At 59.8% G+C, this 17,208-nt stretch carries 14 protein-coding genes and 4 tRNA genes; all 18 read left to right on the top strand.

The annotated features are described in order from the left end of the window. The first annotated feature begins 167 nt into the window (after nt 1-167). Entirely contained in the window at nt 168-1,127 is a 960-nt protein-coding gene (birA, locus tag IAE34_RS19060) for a bifunctional biotin--[acetyl-CoA-carboxylase] ligase/biotin operon repressor BirA (RefSeq protein WP_200140496.1), read from the top strand. Then, a complete protein-coding gene (locus IAE34_RS19055) occupies nt 1,117-1,866 on the top strand; it encodes a pantothenate kinase (RefSeq protein WP_200140495.1) in 750 nt (249 codons plus the stop codon). Before birA ends, IAE34_RS19055 begins: the two co-directional genes overlap by 11 nt. A 7-nt stretch (nt 1,867-1,873) precedes the next feature. Further along, entirely contained in the window at nt 1,874-2,299 is a 426-nt protein-coding gene (locus IAE34_RS19050; protein ID WP_200140494.1) for a hypothetical protein, read from the top strand. 143 nt (nt 2,300-2,442) lie between these two features. Then, nucleotides 2,443-2,526 (top strand) — tRNA-Tyr (locus IAE34_RS19045). Nucleotides 2,527-2,550: 24 nt separating this feature from the next. Next, a tRNA-Gly gene (locus IAE34_RS19040) sits at nt 2,551-2,624 on the top strand. A gap of 28 nt (nt 2,625-2,652) precedes the next feature. Continuing rightward, nucleotides 2,653-2,728, top strand: a tRNA-Thr gene (locus IAE34_RS19035). Nucleotides 2,729-2,808: 80 nt separating this feature from the next. Further along, nucleotides 2,809-4,002, top strand: a complete 1,194-nt coding sequence (gene tuf, locus IAE34_RS19030; RefSeq protein ID WP_038707241.1) for an elongation factor Tu — start codon at nt 2,809-2,811, stop codon at nt 4,000-4,002. Nucleotides 4,003-4,057: 55 nt separating this feature from the next. Beyond that, nucleotides 4,058-4,133: transfer RNA gene (locus IAE34_RS19025), tRNA-Trp, on the top strand. 43 nt (nt 4,134-4,176) lie between these two features. Next, the gene (gene secE, locus IAE34_RS19020; RefSeq protein ID WP_200140493.1) at nt 4,177-4,545 is read left to right on the top strand and encodes a preprotein translocase subunit SecE; all 369 of its coding nucleotides are present in this window, start codon (nt 4,177-4,179) and stop codon (nt 4,543-4,545) included. Between the two features lie 9 nt (nt 4,546-4,554). Continuing rightward, nucleotides 4,555-5,088, top strand: a complete 534-nt coding sequence (gene nusG, locus IAE34_RS19015; RefSeq protein ID WP_075805197.1) for a transcription termination/antitermination protein NusG — start codon at nt 4,555-4,557, stop codon at nt 5,086-5,088. Nucleotides 5,089-5,208: 120 nt separating this feature from the next. Beyond that, nucleotides 5,209-5,640 carry a 50S ribosomal protein L11 gene (rplK, locus tag IAE34_RS19010; protein ID WP_027915748.1) on the top strand — a complete coding sequence of 144 codons (432 nt, stop codon included), beginning with the start codon at nt 5,209-5,211 and terminating at the stop codon, nt 5,638-5,640. Beyond that, nucleotides 5,640-6,335: a 50S ribosomal protein L1 gene (rplA, locus tag IAE34_RS19005; RefSeq protein ID WP_200140492.1), complete on the top strand. Its 696-nt coding sequence runs from the start codon at nt 5,640-5,642 to the stop codon at nt 6,333-6,335. Before rplK ends, rplA begins: the two co-directional genes overlap by 1 nt. A gap of 204 nt (nt 6,336-6,539) precedes the next feature. Then, nucleotides 6,540-7,040, top strand: coding sequence for a 50S ribosomal protein L10 (gene rplJ, locus IAE34_RS19000; protein WP_029614620.1), 501 nt, complete (start codon nt 6,540-6,542; stop codon nt 7,038-7,040). Nucleotides 7,041-7,119: 79 nt separating this feature from the next. Then, nucleotides 7,120-7,488, top strand: a complete 369-nt coding sequence (gene rplL / locus IAE34_RS18995) for a 50S ribosomal protein L7/L12 (protein WP_200140491.1) — start codon at nt 7,120-7,122, stop codon at nt 7,486-7,488. 221 nt (nt 7,489-7,709) lie between these two features. Then, nucleotides 7,710-11,783 carry a DNA-directed RNA polymerase subunit beta gene (rpoB, locus tag IAE34_RS18990; protein WP_200140490.1) on the top strand — a complete coding sequence of 1,358 codons (4,074 nt, stop codon included), beginning with the start codon at nt 7,710-7,712 and terminating at the stop codon, nt 11,781-11,783. 64 nt (nt 11,784-11,847) lie between these two features. Beyond that, nucleotides 11,848-16,047, top strand: coding sequence for a DNA-directed RNA polymerase subunit beta' (gene rpoC / locus IAE34_RS18985; protein ID WP_200140489.1), 4,200 nt, complete (start codon nt 11,848-11,850; stop codon nt 16,045-16,047). A 210-nt stretch (nt 16,048-16,257) separates the two neighbouring features. Continuing rightward, the gene (gene rpsL / locus IAE34_RS18980; RefSeq protein WP_003257088.1) at nt 16,258-16,629 is read left to right on the top strand and encodes a 30S ribosomal protein S12; all 372 of its coding nucleotides are present in this window, start codon (nt 16,258-16,260) and stop codon (nt 16,627-16,629) included. A gap of 106 nt (nt 16,630-16,735) precedes the next feature. Continuing rightward, entirely contained in the window at nt 16,736-17,206 is a 471-nt protein-coding gene (rpsG, locus tag IAE34_RS18975; RefSeq protein ID WP_003246741.1) for a 30S ribosomal protein S7, read from the top strand. The last annotated feature ends 2 nt before the right edge of the window (nt 17,207-17,208 follow it).

The raw sequence follows: 17,208 nt of genomic DNA, 5'->3' as shown, positions 1-17,208 counted from the left end.
TTCATTCCGCAAAACCCCTATCTGCTCGCGCAGGTAGGGGTTTTGTCTTTTCGGCGATCAAAAACCCGTCCTCAGAGAGCGATTGCTCTGGCCTGATCAGGCCCTTTTCCTATGCAATCCGGCAGCCCGTGGCTATCATGCCAGCCTAATTCCAAGTCGAGACTGGCATGCTGAAGTTGTTGAATCTCCTCAAGGATGGGCGGTTTCATTCCGGCCAGGCCCTGGGGCACGCCTTGGGGGTGAGCCGTAGCGCAGTATGGAAGCAGCTGCAGCACCTCGAAACGGAGTTGAGCCTGGTCATTCACAAGGTGAAAGGTCGTGGCTACCGGCTCGCGACTCCCTTGAGCCTGCTCGAGGCGTCTGCGATTGCTGCGAGCTCCGCAACTGGCGCGTGGCCAGTTCGCATTCACGACACGCTGGACTCCACCAATGCCGAGGCGTTGCGTTGTGTGGCGATGGGCCAGGCTGCGCCTTTCGTGGTATTGGCCGAGCGGCAGAGCTCAGGGCGAGGGCGCCGAGGACGGCAATGGATCAGTCCGTTTGGCGATAACCTCTACTACAGTCTGGTACTACGGGTGGAGGGAGGGATGCGTCAGCTCGAAGGCTTGAGTCTGGTCGTCGGGTTGGCGGTCATGCGCGTCCTGCAGGCTTTCGGGGTGAAACAGGTTGGGCTCAAGTGGCCTAACGATGTACTCATCGGCAACAGGAAAATTTCCGGAATCCTCCTGGAGTTGGTTGGTGATCCCGCTGACGTGTGTCATCTGGTGGTAGGTATCGGCATCAACGTGAACATGCAGCACAACGATCAGGTCGATCAGCAGTGGACCTCGATGCGGCGGGAGCTGGGCGAGCTCGTTGATCGTAATCTTCTCGTGGCAAGGCTGGGTGAGCAGCTGCAGCATGAGTTCGCTCGCCATCAGCAGGGTGGTTTCCTGGCATTCAAAGAGGAATGGGAGCGTGCCCACCTCTGGCAGGGTCGCAAGGTGTTGCTGATTGCGGGGAGCCAGAACATCGAGGGCATCGTGTTGGGTGTGGATGGCCAGGGCGGTCTGCGCCTGGAGGTCGACGGTGTTGAAAAGAGCTTCAGTGGCGGCGAGCTAGGTTTGAGGTTGCGTGATGATTCTTGAGCTCGACTGCGGCAACAGCTTCATCAAATGGCGGGTGATTCAAACAAGCGACGCGCTGATCGTCGGCGGGGGTATCGTCGATTCCGATCAGGCACTCATCGAGCAAGTCGCTGCGCTGTCCTGTCCTGGGCTGCACGGAGCCCGAATGGTCAGTGTGCGCAGCGAAGAAGAAACCGAAGGGCTGGTCGATGCGCTCAGGCGGGCATTCGGGGTGCTGGTTCAGGTGGCCCATCCAGTGACGGCGATGGCTGGGGTGCGCAATGGCTACCAGGAATACCAGCGCTTGGGCATGGATCGCTGGCTGGCGGCGCTGGGTGCGTATCACCTCGCCCAAGGTGCATGCCTGGTGATGGATTTCGGCACCGCAGCGAAGGCCGATTTCGTCGCCGCCGACGGTGAGCACCTGGGCGGCTATATCTGCCCGGGCATGCCATTGATGCGCAGTCAGCTGCGCACTCACACCCGACGTATTCGTTATGATGACGCCTCGGCGGAGCGGGCCTTGACCAGTCTTCTGCCTGGGCGCTCGACGGTCGAAGCGGTGGAGCGCGGCTGCGTGCTCATGCTCCAGGGCTTCGCCAGGACCCAGGTCGACCAGGCCCGCGAGCTGTGGGGCGATGCCTTCAGTGTGTTCCTGGCGGGTGGCGACGCGCCACTGGTCGAGGCTTCCGTACCGGGTGCCCGTGTCGTGCCTGATCTGGTCTTCGTCGGCTTGGCCATTGCCTGCCCGTTGAGTTGAGGTGCCTATGCGTTGGTTGTTCCTGTTGCTGCTGGTGCTCAACGTCACGTACTACCTCTGGCACCAGCAAGCGGCGCCGCTGCGGATCAAGGAGATCGCTCCCCTTTCGCTCTACAAGGGGAGCCAGCAAGAGATCCGTCTGCTCAAGGAAACGGGAGCTCAGGCGCCCGCTCGCCGTCAGGACGAGTGCCTTGTGGTGGGCGGGGTAAACAATGCCGACCAGCTGGATGCGCTGCGCCAACGGCTCCTGAGTCTGGATATCGACACCCAGCGTGTTCAGGGTCAGTTACCAGGCGCCGATGGTTTGTGGCTGAAAGTCAGCGCTGACAGTGAGCGCTTGCTGGACGACAGTGTGCTGTCCACTCTTGCCAGTGATTTCAAGGACTTGAAGCACAAAATTATTTTCTGCCAGGGTATTGCAACTGCTGAATAGATTGATAGAATGGCGCCCGCTTCGCAGGGAACACCAGTGACTTGGTCGGACCGCAAGCGTCGTCAAAGCAGCTAACTTTCAGATTTAATTGAAAAAAATGCTTGACGATAGGGCGGCAGCCACATAGAATGCCGGCCACATCCGGAGGGATTCCCGAGCGGCCAAAGGGGACGGACTGTAAATCCGTTGCGAGAGCTTCGAAGGTTCGAATCCTTCTCCCTCCACCAGTTTCAGCGAGAGCCGCAAGCTCCGCGGGTATAGTTTAGTGGTAGAACCTCAGCCTTCCAAGCTGATGATGCGGGTTCGATTCCCGCTACCCGCTCCAAGTTTGCTGTTATTGCACAAAGTGTTTCGCTCTTGTAGCTCAGTTGGTAGAGCACACCCTTGGTAAGGGTGAGGTCAGCGGTTCAAGTCCGCTCAAGAGCTCCATTCAGACAAGGCAGATATGAAAATATCTGCCTTTGTTTTATCAGTGTAATGACTATTTTCTTCTGCGGAGGACTGTATCGATGGCTAAGGAAAAGTTTGATCGTTCCCTTCCCCACGTCAACGTCGGCACCATCGGCCACGTTGACCACGGTAAGACCACTCTGACCGCAGCTCTGACTCGCGTCTGCTCCGAAGTCTTCGGTTCGGCAGTCGTCGAGTTCGACAAGATCGACTCGGCTCCGGAAGAAAAAGCACGCGGTATCACCATCAACACCGCGCACGTCGAGTACAACTCGAACATTCGTCACTACGCTCACGTCGACTGCCCAGGTCACGCTGACTACGTGAAGAACATGATCACCGGTGCTGCGCAGATGGACGGCGCGATCCTGGTGTGCTCGGCCGCCGATGGTCCGATGCCGCAAACCCGTGAGCACATCCTGCTGTCGCGTCAGGTTGGCGTTCCGTACATCGTGGTCTTCCTGAACAAGGCTGACCTGGTAGACGACGCCGAGCTGCTGGAACTGGTCGAGATGGAAGTTCGCGACCTGCTGTCCACCTACGACTTCCCAGGCGACGACACCCCGATCATCATCGGTTCGGCTCGTATGGCGCTGGAAGGCAAAGACGACAACGAAATGGGCACTACCGCTGTCAAGAAGCTGGTAGAGACTCTGGATGCCTACATCCCTGAGCCAGTTCGTGCAATCGACCAGCCGTTCCTGATGCCGATCGAAGACGTGTTCTCGATCTCGGGTCGCGGTACCGTTGTGACCGGCCGTATCGAGCGTGGCATCGTCCGCGTTCAGGACGCCCTGGAAATCGTTGGTCTGCGTGACACCACCACCACCACCTGCACCGGTGTTGAGATGTTCCGCAAGCTGCTGGACGAAGGTCGTGCTGGCGAGAACTGCGGCGTTCTGCTGCGTGGTACCAAGCGTGACGACGTCGAGCGTGGCCAGGTTCTGGTCAAGCCGGGTTCGGTCAAGCCGCACACCAAGTTCACCGCAGAAGTCTACGTGCTGTCCAAAGAAGAAGGCGGCCGTCACACGCCGTTCTTCAAAGGCTACCGTCCTCAGTTCTACTTCCGTACCACTGACGTGACCGGTAACTGCGAACTGCCGGAAGGCGTTGAGATGGTAATGCCAGGTGACAACATTCAGATGACTGTCACCCTGATCAAGACCATCGCGATGGAAGACGGTCTGCGCTTCGCCATCCGTGAAGGCGGTCGTACCGTCGGCGCCGGCGTCGTAGCGAAGATTATTGAATAAGTAGTTGATTTATCTCGATCAGGCCGGCATAATGGCCGGCCTGATACAGCGTTAAAGGTCAGTAGCTCAATTGGCAGAGCGACGGTCTCCAAAACCGTAGGTTGGGGGTTCGATTCCCTCCTGACCTGCCATTCACCTCGGTGTGATTGGCTTTCTTCTTACAGGATCCTCCCGATGACTCCCAAAACTGAAGCCCAAGAATCGCGTTTCGACCTGTTCAAGTGGCTGGCTGTCGTTGTATTGGTGGTCGTGGGTGTGGTGGGTAACCAGTACTATTCCGCCGCTCCTATCCTGTACCGCGTTCTCGCGCTGCTCGCTCTGGCTGCTGTCGCAGGCTTCGTCGCCTTGCAGACCGCCAAGGGCAAGTCGTTCTTTACGCTGGCGAAGGAAGCTCGTGCCGAGATCCGTAAAGTCGTGTGGCCAACCCGCCAGGAGACTACCCAGACCACGTTGATCGTTGTGGCTGTGGTGCTCGTCATGGCGCTGCTGTTGTGGGGTCTTGATTCCCTGCTCGGGTGGTTGGTTTCCTTGATTGTTGGCTAAGGGTGTCTCGTGGCTAAGCGTTGGTATGTTGTGCATGCTTACTCGGGTTACGAGAAGCATGTCATGCGCTCCCTCATCGAGCGCGTAAAGCTGGCAGGCATGGAAGACGGGTTCGGCGAGATTCTCGTTCCGACCGAAGAGGTCGTCGAAATGCGCAATGGCCAGAAGCGCAAGAGTGAGCGTAAGTTCTTCCCGGGTTACGTCCTGGTGCAAATGGACATGAACGAAGGGACTTGGCACTTGGTCAAGGACACCCCTCGAGTCATGGGTTTCATCGGTGGTACTGCAGACAAGCCTGCGCCGATCACCGATAAAGAGGCTGAGGCCATCCTGCGTCGCGTCGCCGACGGCAGTGACAAGCCCAAGCCGAAGACGCTGTTCGAGCCGGGTGAAGTGGTTCGTGTCATTGATGGTCCGTTCGCAGACTTCAATGGTAGCGTCGAAGAGGTCAACTACGAGAAGAGCCGCCTGCAGGTCGCAGTGCTCATTTTCGGTCGCTCCACTCCGGTGGAGCTCGAGTTCAGTCAGGTCGAGAAGGTCTAACTGAGCGACGCATCCCGCTACCCCGCAGCCCTTAGTGCTGCGGGGTTTTGTCGTCACTGGGATAAAACGCAAGTCATCCGGGGAGCTAACAGGCGTTCGAACCCGATTTTGGAGTAGCTCATGGCTAAGAAGATTCAGGCTTACATCAAGCTGCAAGTAAAGGCCGGCCAGGCCAACCCAAGCCCACCCGTCGGCCCAGCACTGGGTCAGCACGGCGTGAACATCATGGAATTCTGCAAGGCCTTCAACGCCCGTACTCAGGGCCAGGAAGCCGGCCTGCCGACTCCCGTGATCATCACTGTCTACAGTGACCGTAGCTTCACCTTCGAGACCAAGAGCACCCCTGCCTCGGTTCTGCTGAAGAAAGCTGCTGGCCTGACCAGTGGTTCGGCTCGTCCGAACACCGTCAAGGTCGGTACCGTTACCCGCGCCCAGCTCGAAGAGATCGCGAAGGCCAAGCAGGCCGACCTGACTTCCGCTGACCTGGACGCTGCTGTGCGCACCATCGCTGGCTCTGCCCGCAGCATGGGCCTGAACGTGGAGGGTGTGTAATGGCTAAGCTGACCAAGCGCCAAAAGGCTATCGCCGAAAAAATCGAAGCAGGCAAGGCCTACGGCTTCGAAGAAGCTGCAACCCTGCTGGCTTCGCTGCCGGCTGCCAAGTTCGTCGAGTCGTTCGACATCGCCGTGAACCTGGGCGTTGACCCGCGTAAATCCGACCAGGTCGTACGTAGCGCTACCGTGCTGCCACACGGCACTGGCAAGACCGTTCGCGTTGCCGTCTTCACCCAGGGCCCTGCTGCCGAGGCCGCTCTGGCTGCCGGCGCAGACCGCGTGGGCATGGACGACCTGGCTGCCGAAATGAAAGGCGGCGACCTGAACTATGACGTCGTCATCGCATCTCCGGATGCCATGCGCGTTGTTGGCCAGTTGGGTCAGGTTCTCGGTCCTCGCGGCCTGATGCCTAACCCGAAAGTCGGTACCGTGACCCCAGACGTAGCCACAGCCGTGAAGAACGCCAAGGCTGGTCAGGTTCGCTACCGTACCGACAAGAACGGTATCATCCACACCTCCGTCGGCAAGATCGGCTTCGAAGCCGGCAAGCTGAAGGAGAACGTCGAGGCCCTGATCGCTGACCTCAAGCGTATCAAGCCGGCTTCGTCGAAAGGTATCTACGTCAAGCGCGTCACCCTGAGCACCACCATGGGCCCAGGTCTGATCATCGATCAAAGCTCGCTGGACGTGTAACACCAGGTCGGCGCGGTCCTCTGGAGCGCGCCGACTGCAACAAGATTGGGGTCCCTGCCTGGCGGGGGCTATCCAAGACCGTAGGCGGCGCAAGTCTTAAAACCCAAGCCTACGCAGATGGTGCTCCCGATTCGCTCGCGAATCAGACACCAAAACGACATCCGGCCCCGGCCAGATGAAACGGTAGAAACCAGGAGTAAACCCGTGGCAATTAAACTCGAAGACAAGAAGGCCATCGTCGCTGAAGTCAACGAGGCTGCCAAAGTCGCTCTGTCCGCTGTCGTGGCCGATGCCCGTGGTGTGACTGTAGGCGCAATGACCGGACTCCGTAAAGAGGCTCGTGAAGCCGGCGTGTACGTACGTGTCGTACGTAACACCCTGCTCAAGCGCGCTGTTGCCGACACTGAATTCAGTGTCCTCAACGACGCCTTCACTGGCCCGACCCTGATCGCTTTCTCCAACGAGCACCCGGGCGCTGCTGCCCGTCTGTTCAAGGAGTTCGCCAAGGGTCAGGACAAGTTCGAGATCAAGGCAGCTGCGTTCGACGGCAAGTTCCTTGCCGCTAACCAGATCGACGTGCTGGCGACCCTGCCAACTCGCGACGAGGCCATCGCACAGCTGATGAGCGTGATCCAAGGTGCAACCAGCAAGCTGGCCCGTACCCTGGCTGCTCTGCGCGACCAGAAAGAAGCCGCAGCTGCCTGAGGCAGCGTAGCTTCTCTCGAAATCAAACGTTTAATTTGATGGCCGCGTAGGCTGTCCCCCAATACAGGAATTCATAGTCATGTCTCTGACTAACGAGCAAATCATCCAGGCAATCGGCGAGAAAACCGTTCTGGAAATCGTTGAACTGATCAAAGCGATGGAAGAAACCTTCGGCGTTACCGCCGCTGCCGCTGTTGCCGCTGGCCCAGCTGCTGCTGCCGCTGTCGTCGAAGAGCAGACCGAGTTCAACGTTGTCCTGCTGGAAGCTGGCGACAAGAAAGTGAACGTCATCAAAGCCGTTCGCGAACTGACCGGTCTGGGCCTGAAAGAAGCCAAAGAGAAAGTCGACGGCGCTCCTCAGGTCGTAGCTGAAGGCGTTTCGAAAGAAGCCGCTGAAGACGCCAAGAAGAAGCTGGAAGAAGCTGGCGCCAAAGTCGAGCTGAAGTAATTTCGACTCTGCGTCTGCAGCCCGAGCGTCTCGCGTAGGGCTGATGGCTGGTGGCCTGTGCCACCGGCCTTTTTCCGTTATTGGTGGCCGATCCCGTCGGCCCCGATAGCGAGCTGCAAGACACCCATGTGGGTGGCGCAAACCAAAGGGTTTGCACGATTTTCTGGCTGCTCCCGCCGGGGAGAAGCCAAACAAGCAGGTGACCAAGCTGGGGAACGCTGATGGCTTACTCATACACTGAGAAAAAACGTATCCGCAAGGACTTTAGCAAGTTGCCGGACGTCATGGATGTGCCGTACCTCCTGGCCATCCAGCTGGATTCGTATCGCGAATTCCTGCAGGCGGGAGCATCCAAGGATCAGTTCCGCGACGTCGGTCTGCATGCGGCCTTCAAATCGGTATTCCCGATCATCAGCTACTCCGGCAATGCTGCCCTGGAGTACGTGGGCTATCGCCTGGGCGAGCCTGCCTTCGATGTGAAGGAATGTGTCCTGCGTGGCGTGACCTTCGCGGTCCCACTGCGGGTCAAGGTGCGCCTGATCATCTTCGACAAAGAGTCGTCGAACAAAGCGATCAAGGACATCAAAGAGCAAGAAGTCTACATGGGTGAAATCCCCCTGATGACTGAGAACGGTACCTTCGTTATCAACGGTACCGAGCGTGTGATCGTTTCCCAGCTGCACCGTTCGCCTGGTGTGTTCTTCGACCACGACCGTGGCAAGACCCACAGCTCCGGCAAGCTGCTGTACTCCGCTCGCATCATCCCTTACCGCGGCTCCTGGCTGGACTTCGAGTTCGACCCGAAGGACTGCGTGTTCGTGCGTATCGACCGTCGCCGCAAGCTGCCGGCCTCGGTCCTGCTGCGTGCCCTGGGCTACAGCACCGAAGAGATCCTGGACACCTTCTACACCACCAACGTGTTCCACGTTTCCGGTGAGAAGCTGAGCCTGGAACTGGTCGCCCAACGTCTGCGTGGCGAAGTGGCGGCAATGGACATCACCGACGAAACCGGCAAGGTCATCGTCGAGCAGGGTCGTCGAATCACCGCACGTCACATCAACCAGATCGAGAAAGCCGGCGTCAAAGAGCTGGAAGTTCCTCTGGACTACGTGATTGGCCGTACCACCGCCAAGGCCATCGTGCACCCGGCGACCGGTGAGATCCTGGCCGAGTGCAACACCGAGCTGACCACCGATCTGCTGGTCAAGATCGCCAAGGCCCAGGTCGTACGCATCGAGACGTTGTACACCAACGACATCGACTGCGGTCCGTTCATCGCCGACACCCTGAAGATCGACACCACCAGCAACCAACTCGAAGCGCTGGTCGAGATCTATCGCATGATGCGTCCTGGCGAGCCGCCAACCAAGGATGCTGCCGAGACCCTGTTCAACAACCTGTTCTTCAGTGCCGAGCGTTACGATCTGTCCGCCGTCGGCCGCATGAAGTTCAACCGTCGTATCGGTCGTACCGAGATCGAAGGTTCGGGTGTGTTGAGCAAGGAAGACATCGTCGATGTGCTCAAGACCCTGGTCGACATCCGTAACGGCAAGGGCATCGTCGACGACATCGACCACCTGGGTAACCGTCGCGTGCGTTGCGTCGGCGAGATGGCCGAGAACCAGTTCCGTGTCGGCCTGGTGCGCGTCGAGCGTGCGGTCAAGGAACGTCTGTCGATGGCAGAAAGCGAAGGCCTGATGCCGCAGGACCTGATCAATGCCAAGCCGGTCGCGGCGGCGGTCAAGGAGTTCTTCGGTTCCAGCCAGCTCTCGCAGTTCATGGACCAGAACAACCCACTGTCCGAGATCACCCACAAGCGCCGTGTTTCTGCACTCGGCCCAGGTGGTCTGACCCGTGAGCGCGCCGGCTTCGAAGTGCGTGACGTACACCCGACCCACTACGGCCGTGTGTGCCCGATCGAAACGCCGGAAGGTCCGAACATCGGCCTGATCAACTCCCTGGCCGCCTATGCCCGCACCAACCAGTACGGCTTCCTGGAAAGCCCGTACCGTGTGGTGAAGGAAGGTGTGGTCAGCGACGACATCGTGTTCCTGTCGGCGATCGAAGAGGCCGACCACGTCATCGCCCAGGCTTCGGCCGCGATGAACGACCAGAAGCAGCTGATCGACGAGCTGGTCGCCGTGCGTCACCTGAACGAATTCACGGTCAAGGCACCGGAAGACGTCACCCTGATGGACGTTTCGCCCAAGCAGGTCGTGTCGGTCGCTGCCTCGCTGATCCCGTTCCTGGAGCACGACGACGCCAACCGCGCCCTGATGGGTTCGAACATGCAGCGTCAGGCCGTTCCGACCCTGCGTGCCGACAAGCCGCTGGTAGGTACCGGCATGGAGCGCAACGTCGCCCGTGATTCCGGTGTCTGCGTCGTGGCCCGTCGTGGCGGTGTGATCGACTCGGTCGACGCCAGCCGTATCGTGGTGCGTGTGGCTGACGACGAAGTCGAGACCGGCGAAGCGGGTGTCGACATCTACAACCTGACCAAGTACACCCGTTCGAACCAGAACACCTGCATCAACCAGCGTCCGCTGGTAAGCAAGGGTGATGTGGTCGCACGTGGCGACATCATGGCCGACGGCCCGTCCACCGACATGGGCGAGCTGGCACTGGGTCAGAACATGCGCATCGCCTTCATGGCATGGAACGGCTTCAACTTCGAAGACTCCATCTGCCTATCCGAGCGCGTGGTGCAGGAAGACCGTTTCACCACGATCCACATTCAGGAACTGACCTGTGTGGCGCGTGACACCAAGCTTGGCCCAGAGGAAATCACCGCGGACATCCCGAACGTGGGTGAGGCTGCGCTGAACAAGCTGGACGAAGCCGGTATTGTCTACGTGGGTGCCGAAGTCGGCGCGGGCGACATCCTGGTCGGCAAGGTCACGCCCAAAGGCGAGACCCAGCTGACTCCGGAAGAAAAACTGCTGCGCGCGATCTTCGGCGAGAAGGCCAGCGACGTCAAAGACACGTCCCTGCGCGTGCCGACCGGCACCAAGGGCACCGTCATCGACGTTCAGGTCTTCACCCGTGATGGCGTCGAGCGCGACAGCCGCGCCCTGGCCATCGAGAAGATGCAGCTGGACGAGATCCGCAAGGACCTGAACGAAGAGTTCCGCATCGTCGAAGGCGCCACCTTCGAGCGTCTGCGTTCGGCACTGAACGGCCAGCTGGTCGACGGCGGCGCGGGCCTGAAGAAAGGCACCGTGATCTCCGACGAAGTGCTGGGCGGTCTGGAGCACGGTCAGTGGTTCAAACTGCGCATGGCCGAAGATGCACTGAACGAGCAGCTGGAAAAGGCTCAGCAGTACATCGTCGATCGTCGCCGTCTGCTGGATGACAAGTTCGAAGACAAGAAGCGCAAGCTGCAGCAGGGCGATGACCTGGCTCCAGGCGTACTGAAGATCGTCAAGGTCTACCTGGCCATCCGCCGTCGCATCCAGCCGGGTGACAAGATGGCCGGTCGTCACGGTAACAAGGGTGTCGTCTCGGTGATCATGCCGGTCGAAGACATGCCGCATGACGCTCACGGTACTCCGGTCGACGTGGTCCTCAACCCCCTGGGCGTACCTTCGCGTATGAACGTCGGGCAGATCCTCGAAACCCACCTGGGCCTCGCGGCCAAGGGCCTGGGCGAGAAGATCGACCGCATGATCGAAGAGCAGCGCAAGGCCGCTGAGCTGCGCACGTTCCTGACCGAGATCTACAATGAGATCGGTGGTCGTCAGGAAAACCTCGACGAGTTCTCCGACGCGGAGATCCTCGCCCTGGCTCACAACCTGAAGAAAGGTGTGCCGATGGCCACGCCGGTCTTCGACGGTGCCAAGGAGCGCGAGATCAAGGCCATGCTGAAGCTGGCCGATCTGCCCGAGAGCGGCCAGATGGTGCTGTTCGATGGCCGCACCGGCAACAAGTTCGAGCGTCCTGTGACCGTGGGTTACATGTACATGCTCAAGCTGAACCACCTGGTGGACGACAAGATGCACGCGCGTTCCACTGGTTCCTACAGCCTGGTCACCCAGCAGCCGCTGGGTGGTAAGGCGCAGTTCGGTGGTCAGCGTTTCGGGGAGATGGAAGTGTGGGCGCTGGAAGCATACGGCGCGGCATACACCCTGCAAGAAATGCTCACAGTGAAGTCGGACGACGTGAACGGCCGTACCAAGATGTACAAGAACATCGTGGATGGCGATCACCGTATGGAGCCGGGCATGCCCGAGTCCTTCAACGTGTTGATCAAAGAGATCCGTTCGCTCGGTATCGATATCGATCTGGAAACCGAATAACACGTGACGCGAAGGGGAGTGGGGCTGGCACAGCCCGCTTCCTGCTCCGCCAGGAGGAAAGGCCTTGAAAGACCTATTGAATCTGCTGAAAAACCAGGGTCAAGTCGAAGAGTTCGACGCCATCCGCATCGGTCTGGCGTCGCCTGAGATGATCCGTTCGTGGTCGTTCGGTGAAGTCAAGAAACCGGAAACCATCAACTACCGTACGTTCAAGCCCGAGCGTGACGGCCTGTTCTGCGCCAAGATCTTTGGCCCAGTCAAGGACTACGAGTGCCTGTGCGGCAAGTACAAGCGCCTCAAGCACCGTGGTGTGATCTGCGAGAAGTGTGGCGTTGAAGTCGCCCTGGCCAAGGTTCGTCGTGAGCGCATGGCGCACATCGAACTGGCCTCGCCTGTCGCCCACATCTGGTTCCTGAAGTCGCTGCCGTCCCGTATCGGCCTGCTGATGGACATGACCCTGCGTGACATCGAGCGCGTGCTCTACTTCGAGAGCTACGTGGTGATCGATCCGGGCATGACCACCCTCGAGAAGGGTCAGCTGCTCAACGACGAGCAGTACTTCGAAGCGCTGGAAGAGTTCGGCGACGACTTCGATGCCCGCATGGGTGCCGAGGCCGTTCGTGAACTGCTGCACGCCATCGATCTGGAGCACGAGATTGGTCGCCTGCGCGAAGAGATTCCGCAGACCAACTCGGAAACCAAGATCAAGAAGCTGTCCAAGCGGCTGAAGCTGATGGAAGCGTTCCAGGGCTCGGGCAACCTGCCTGAGTGGATGGTGCTGACCGTTCTGCCCGTGCTGCCACCGGACCTGCGTCCACTGGTTCCGCTCGATGGCGGCCGCTTCGCGACGTCCGACCTGAACGACCTGTATCGTCGGGTGATCAACCGTAACAACCGTCTCAAGCGCCTGCTCGATCTGTCGGCGCCGGACATCATCGTGCGCAACGAAAAGCGCATGCTGCAGGAAGCGGTCGACGCCCTGCTCGACAACGGCCGTCGCGGTCGCGCCATCACCGGCTCGAACAAGCGTCCGCTGAAGTCGCTGGCCGACATGATCAAAGGTAAGCAAGGTCGCTTCCGTCAGAACCTGCTGGGTAAGCGCGTGGACTACTCCGGCCGTTCGGTGATTACCGTCGGTCCGACCCTGCGCCTGCACCAGTGCGGCCTGCCGAAGAAGATGGCCCTGGAACTGTTCAAGCCGTTCATTTTTGGCAAGCTGGAAATGCGTGGTCTGGCGACCACCATCAAGGCTGCCAAGAAAATGGTCGAGCGTGAGCTGCCCGAGGTCTGGGACGTGCTCGCCGAGGTGATCCGCGAACACCCCGTGCTGCTCAACCGTGCACCGACTCTGCACCGTCTGGGTATCCAGGCGTTCGAGCCGGTTCTGATCGAAGGCAAGGCCATCCAGCTGCACCCGCTGGTCTGTGCTGCGTACAACGCCGACTTCGACGGTGACCAGATGGCCGTTCACGTGCCGCTGACGCTGGAAGCCCAGCTCGAAGCGCGTGCGCTGATGATGTCGACCAACAACATCCTGTCGCCAGCCAACGGTGAGCCGATCATCGTTCCGTCGCAGGACGTGGTTCTGGGTCTGTACTACATGACCCGTGAAGCCATCAACGCCAAGGGCGAAGGTCGCGTGTTCGCCGACCTGCAGGAAGTCGACCGCGTATTCCGCGCCGGCGAGGCCGCCCTGCACGCGAAAATCAAGGTCCGTATCAACGAGACCGTGAAAGACCGTGATGGCAGCGTCACCAAGAACACCCGTATCGTCGACACCACCGTCGGCCGCGCGCTGCTGTTCCAGGTCGTGCCGGCAGGTCTGCCGTACGATGTGGTCAACCAGCCGATGAAGAAGAAGGCGATTTCCAAGCTGATCAACCAGTGCTATCGCGTGGTGGGTCTGAAGGAAACCGTGATCTTCGCCGACCAGCTGATGTACACCGGTTTCGCCTACTCGACCATTTCCGGCGTGTCGATCGGTGTGAACGACTTCGTCATCCCGGACGAGAAGGCTCGCATCATCGGTACCGCGACCGACGAAGTGAAGGAAATCGAGAGCCAGTACGCCTCCGGCCTGGTTACCCAGGGCGAGAAGTACAACAAGGTCATCGACTTGTGGTCGAAGGCGAACGATGAAGTGTCCAAGGCGATGATGGCCAACCTCTCGAAAGAGAAGGTCATCGACCGCGAGGGCAACGAAGTCGATCAGGAATCCTTCAACTCGATGTACATGATGGCCGACTCCGGCGCCCGGGGTTCGGCAGCGCAGATCCGCCAGCTGGCCGGTATGCGTGGTCTGATGGCCAAGCCCGATGGCTCGATCATCGAGACGCCGATCACCGCGAACTTCCGTGAAGGCCTGAGCGTACTGCAGTACTTCATCTCGACTCACGGTGCTCGTAAGGGTCTGGCCGATACCGCGTTGAAGACTGCGAACTCCGGTTACCTGACTCGCCGTCTGGTCGACGTGGCCCAGGATCTGGTCGTCACCGAGATCGACTGCGGCACCGACCAGGGCCTGCTGATGACCCCGCACATCGAAGGCGGTGACGTCGTCGAACCGTTGGGTGAGCGCGTTCTGGGTCGTGTCATCGCGCGCGACGTGTTCAAGCCAGGCACCGAGGACGTGATCGTTCCGGCCGGTACTCTGGTCGACGAGAAGTGGGTCGAGTTCATCGAGCTGAACAGCATCGACGAAGTCGTCGTGCGCTCGCCGATCAGCTGTGAAACCCGCTACGGCATCTGCGCCAAGTGCTACGGTCGTGACCTGGCGCGTGGTCACCAGGTCAACATCGGTGAAGCGGTCGGCGTCATCGCCGCCCAGTCGATCGGTGAGCCGGGTACCCAGCTGACCATGCGTACCTTCCACATCGGTGGTGCTGCAAGCCGGACCTCGGCTGCCGACAGCGTCCAGGTGAAGAACGGCGGCATGGTGCGTCTGCACAACCTGAAGCAGGTCGAGCGCGCCGATGGCAACCTGGTCGCGGTATCGCGTTCCGGCGAGCTGGCCATTGCCGACGAGTTCGGTCGTGAGCGCGAGCGCTACAAGCTGCCTTATGGCGCCGTGATTTCGGTCAAGGAAGGTGACAAGGTCGAAGCTGGCGCCATCGTCGCCAAGTGGGACCCGCACACCCACCCGATCGTGACTGAGCTCAAAGGTACCGTGACCTTCGTGGGCATGGAAGAGAACATCACCATCAAGCGCCAGACCGACGAACTGACCGGTCTGACCAACATCGAAGTGATGGACGTCAAGGATCGCCCTGCCGCCGGCAAGGAAATCCGTCCAGCCATCAAGATGGTCGATGCCAGCGGCAAGGACCTGTACCTGCCAGGTACCGACGTACCGGCACAGTACTTCCTGCCGGCCAACGCCCTCGTCGGCGTGGCTGACGGTGCCCAGATCGGCGTCGGTGACGTTATCGCGCGTATCCCGCAAGAGACGTCGAAGACCCGTGACATCACCGGTGGTCTGCCGCGCGTCGCCGACCTGTTCGAAGCGCGTCGTCCGAAGGAAGCGTCGATCCTGGCGGAAGTCAGCGGCACCATCGCCTTCGGTAAAGAGACCAAGGGCAAGCGTCGACTGGTGATCACGCCGACCGATGGCAGCGATCCGTACGAAGAGCTGATTCCGAAGTGGCGCCACCTCAACGTCTTCGAAGGCGAACAGGTCAACCGCGGGGAAGTCATCTCGGATGGTCCGAGCGACCCGCACGACATCCTGCGTCTGCTGGGTGTCAGCGCGCTGGCCAAGTACATCGTCAACGAGATCCAGGACGTGTACCGCCTGCAGGGCGTGAAGATCAACGACAAGCACATCGAGACCATCCTGCGTCAGATGCTGCGCAAGGTCGAGATCAGCGAGTCGGGCGACTCCAGCTTCATCAAGGGCGACCAGATGGAGCTGACCCAGGTGCTGGTGGAGAACGAGCGTCTGGCAGGCGAGGACAAGTTCATTTCCAAGTTCTCGCGTGTGCTGCTGGGTATCACCAAGGCGTCGCTGTCCACCGAATCGTTCATCTCGGCGGCTTCCTTCCAGGAAACCACCCGGGTACTGACCGAAGCGGCGGTCACCGGCAAGCGCGACTACCTGCGCGGCCTGAAAGAGAACGTGGTGGTGGGTCGTCTGATCCCGGCCGGTACCGGCCTGGCCTACCACAGCGAGCGCAAGCGTCGCCGTGATGCCGACAAGCCGCTGCGTGTGAGCGCCAGTGAGGTGGAAGCCGCACTGACCGAAGCGCTGAACTCGAGCGGTAACTAAGACGAGGCGGGGCCCCGGCCCCTTCCTCCCGCAAGGCGGCGACACCCTGTGTTGCCGATGACCGGGCAGGAAGGGTCGGGGCCTTGTCTTGACTGGGCGCAAGATCCTCTTTAGACTTTTGTACCCTTAAATTTGGTGAGGCTCCGTCTCGCCATTTTTTGGCTTTCTTGCAAGACAATAGCGTCGCAAGACATTCAGTGGAGCTAGTAGATGGCAACTATCAACCAGCTGGTACGTCAGCCGCGCAAGCGTACCGTCGAGAAATCCGACGTACCTGCGCTGCAGAACTGCCCGCAACGTCGTGGCGTGTGCACCCGTGTGTACACCACCACGCCGAAAAAACCTAACTCGGCACTGCGTAAAGTATGCCGTGTGCGTCTGACCAACGGTTTCGAGGTTTCCTCGTACATCGGTGGTGAAGGCCACAACCTGCAAGAGCACAGCGTCGTCCTGATTCGTGGCGGCCGTGTAAAAGACTTGCCAGGTGTTCGTTACCACACCGTTCGCGGCTCTCTGGATACTTCGGGCGTCAAAGGCCGTAACCAGGGTCGTTCGAAATACGGTACCAAGCGTCCGAAGTAATCGGCCGTTTGCAGACATCCATTTATTTGAGTCGATAAGAGTAAGGTCGGGCAGGGGTCGAAGACCCAAGTCCCGGGCTAACCTGAAGACCGTTTGAGGGCTTATCATGCCAAGACGTCGTGTAGCAGCAAAACGTGAGATCCTGGACGATCCTAAGTACGGATCGCAGATCCTCGCCAAGTTCATGAACCACGTGATGGAAAGCGGCAAGAAGGCCGTAGCCGAGCGCATCGTTTACGGTGCCCTGGATACCGTCAAAGCACGCAAGAACAGCGACCCCCTGGAAATCTTCGAGAAAGCTCTCGACGCCATCGCTCCGCTGGTCGAAGTCAAGTCCCGCCGTGTCGGCGGTGCCACTTACCAGGTTCCGGTTGAAGTTCGTCCGTCCCGTCGTAACGCTCTGGCAATGCGCTGGCTCGTAGACTACGCCCGCAAGCGCGGCGAGAAGTCGATGGCTCTGCGCCTGGCCGGCGAGCTGCTGGATGCTGCTGAAGGCAAGGGTGCTGCAGTCAAGAAGCGTGAAGACGTGCACCGTATGGCCGAGGCCAACAAAGCGTTCTCGCACTACCGCTTCTAATT

This window comes from Pseudomonas sp. S30, assembly GCF_016518545.1.
GTDB lineage: Bacteria > Pseudomonadota > Gammaproteobacteria > Pseudomonadales > Pseudomonadaceae > Aquipseudomonas.
This window is presented reverse-complemented; position numbering and strand designations above follow the sequence as displayed.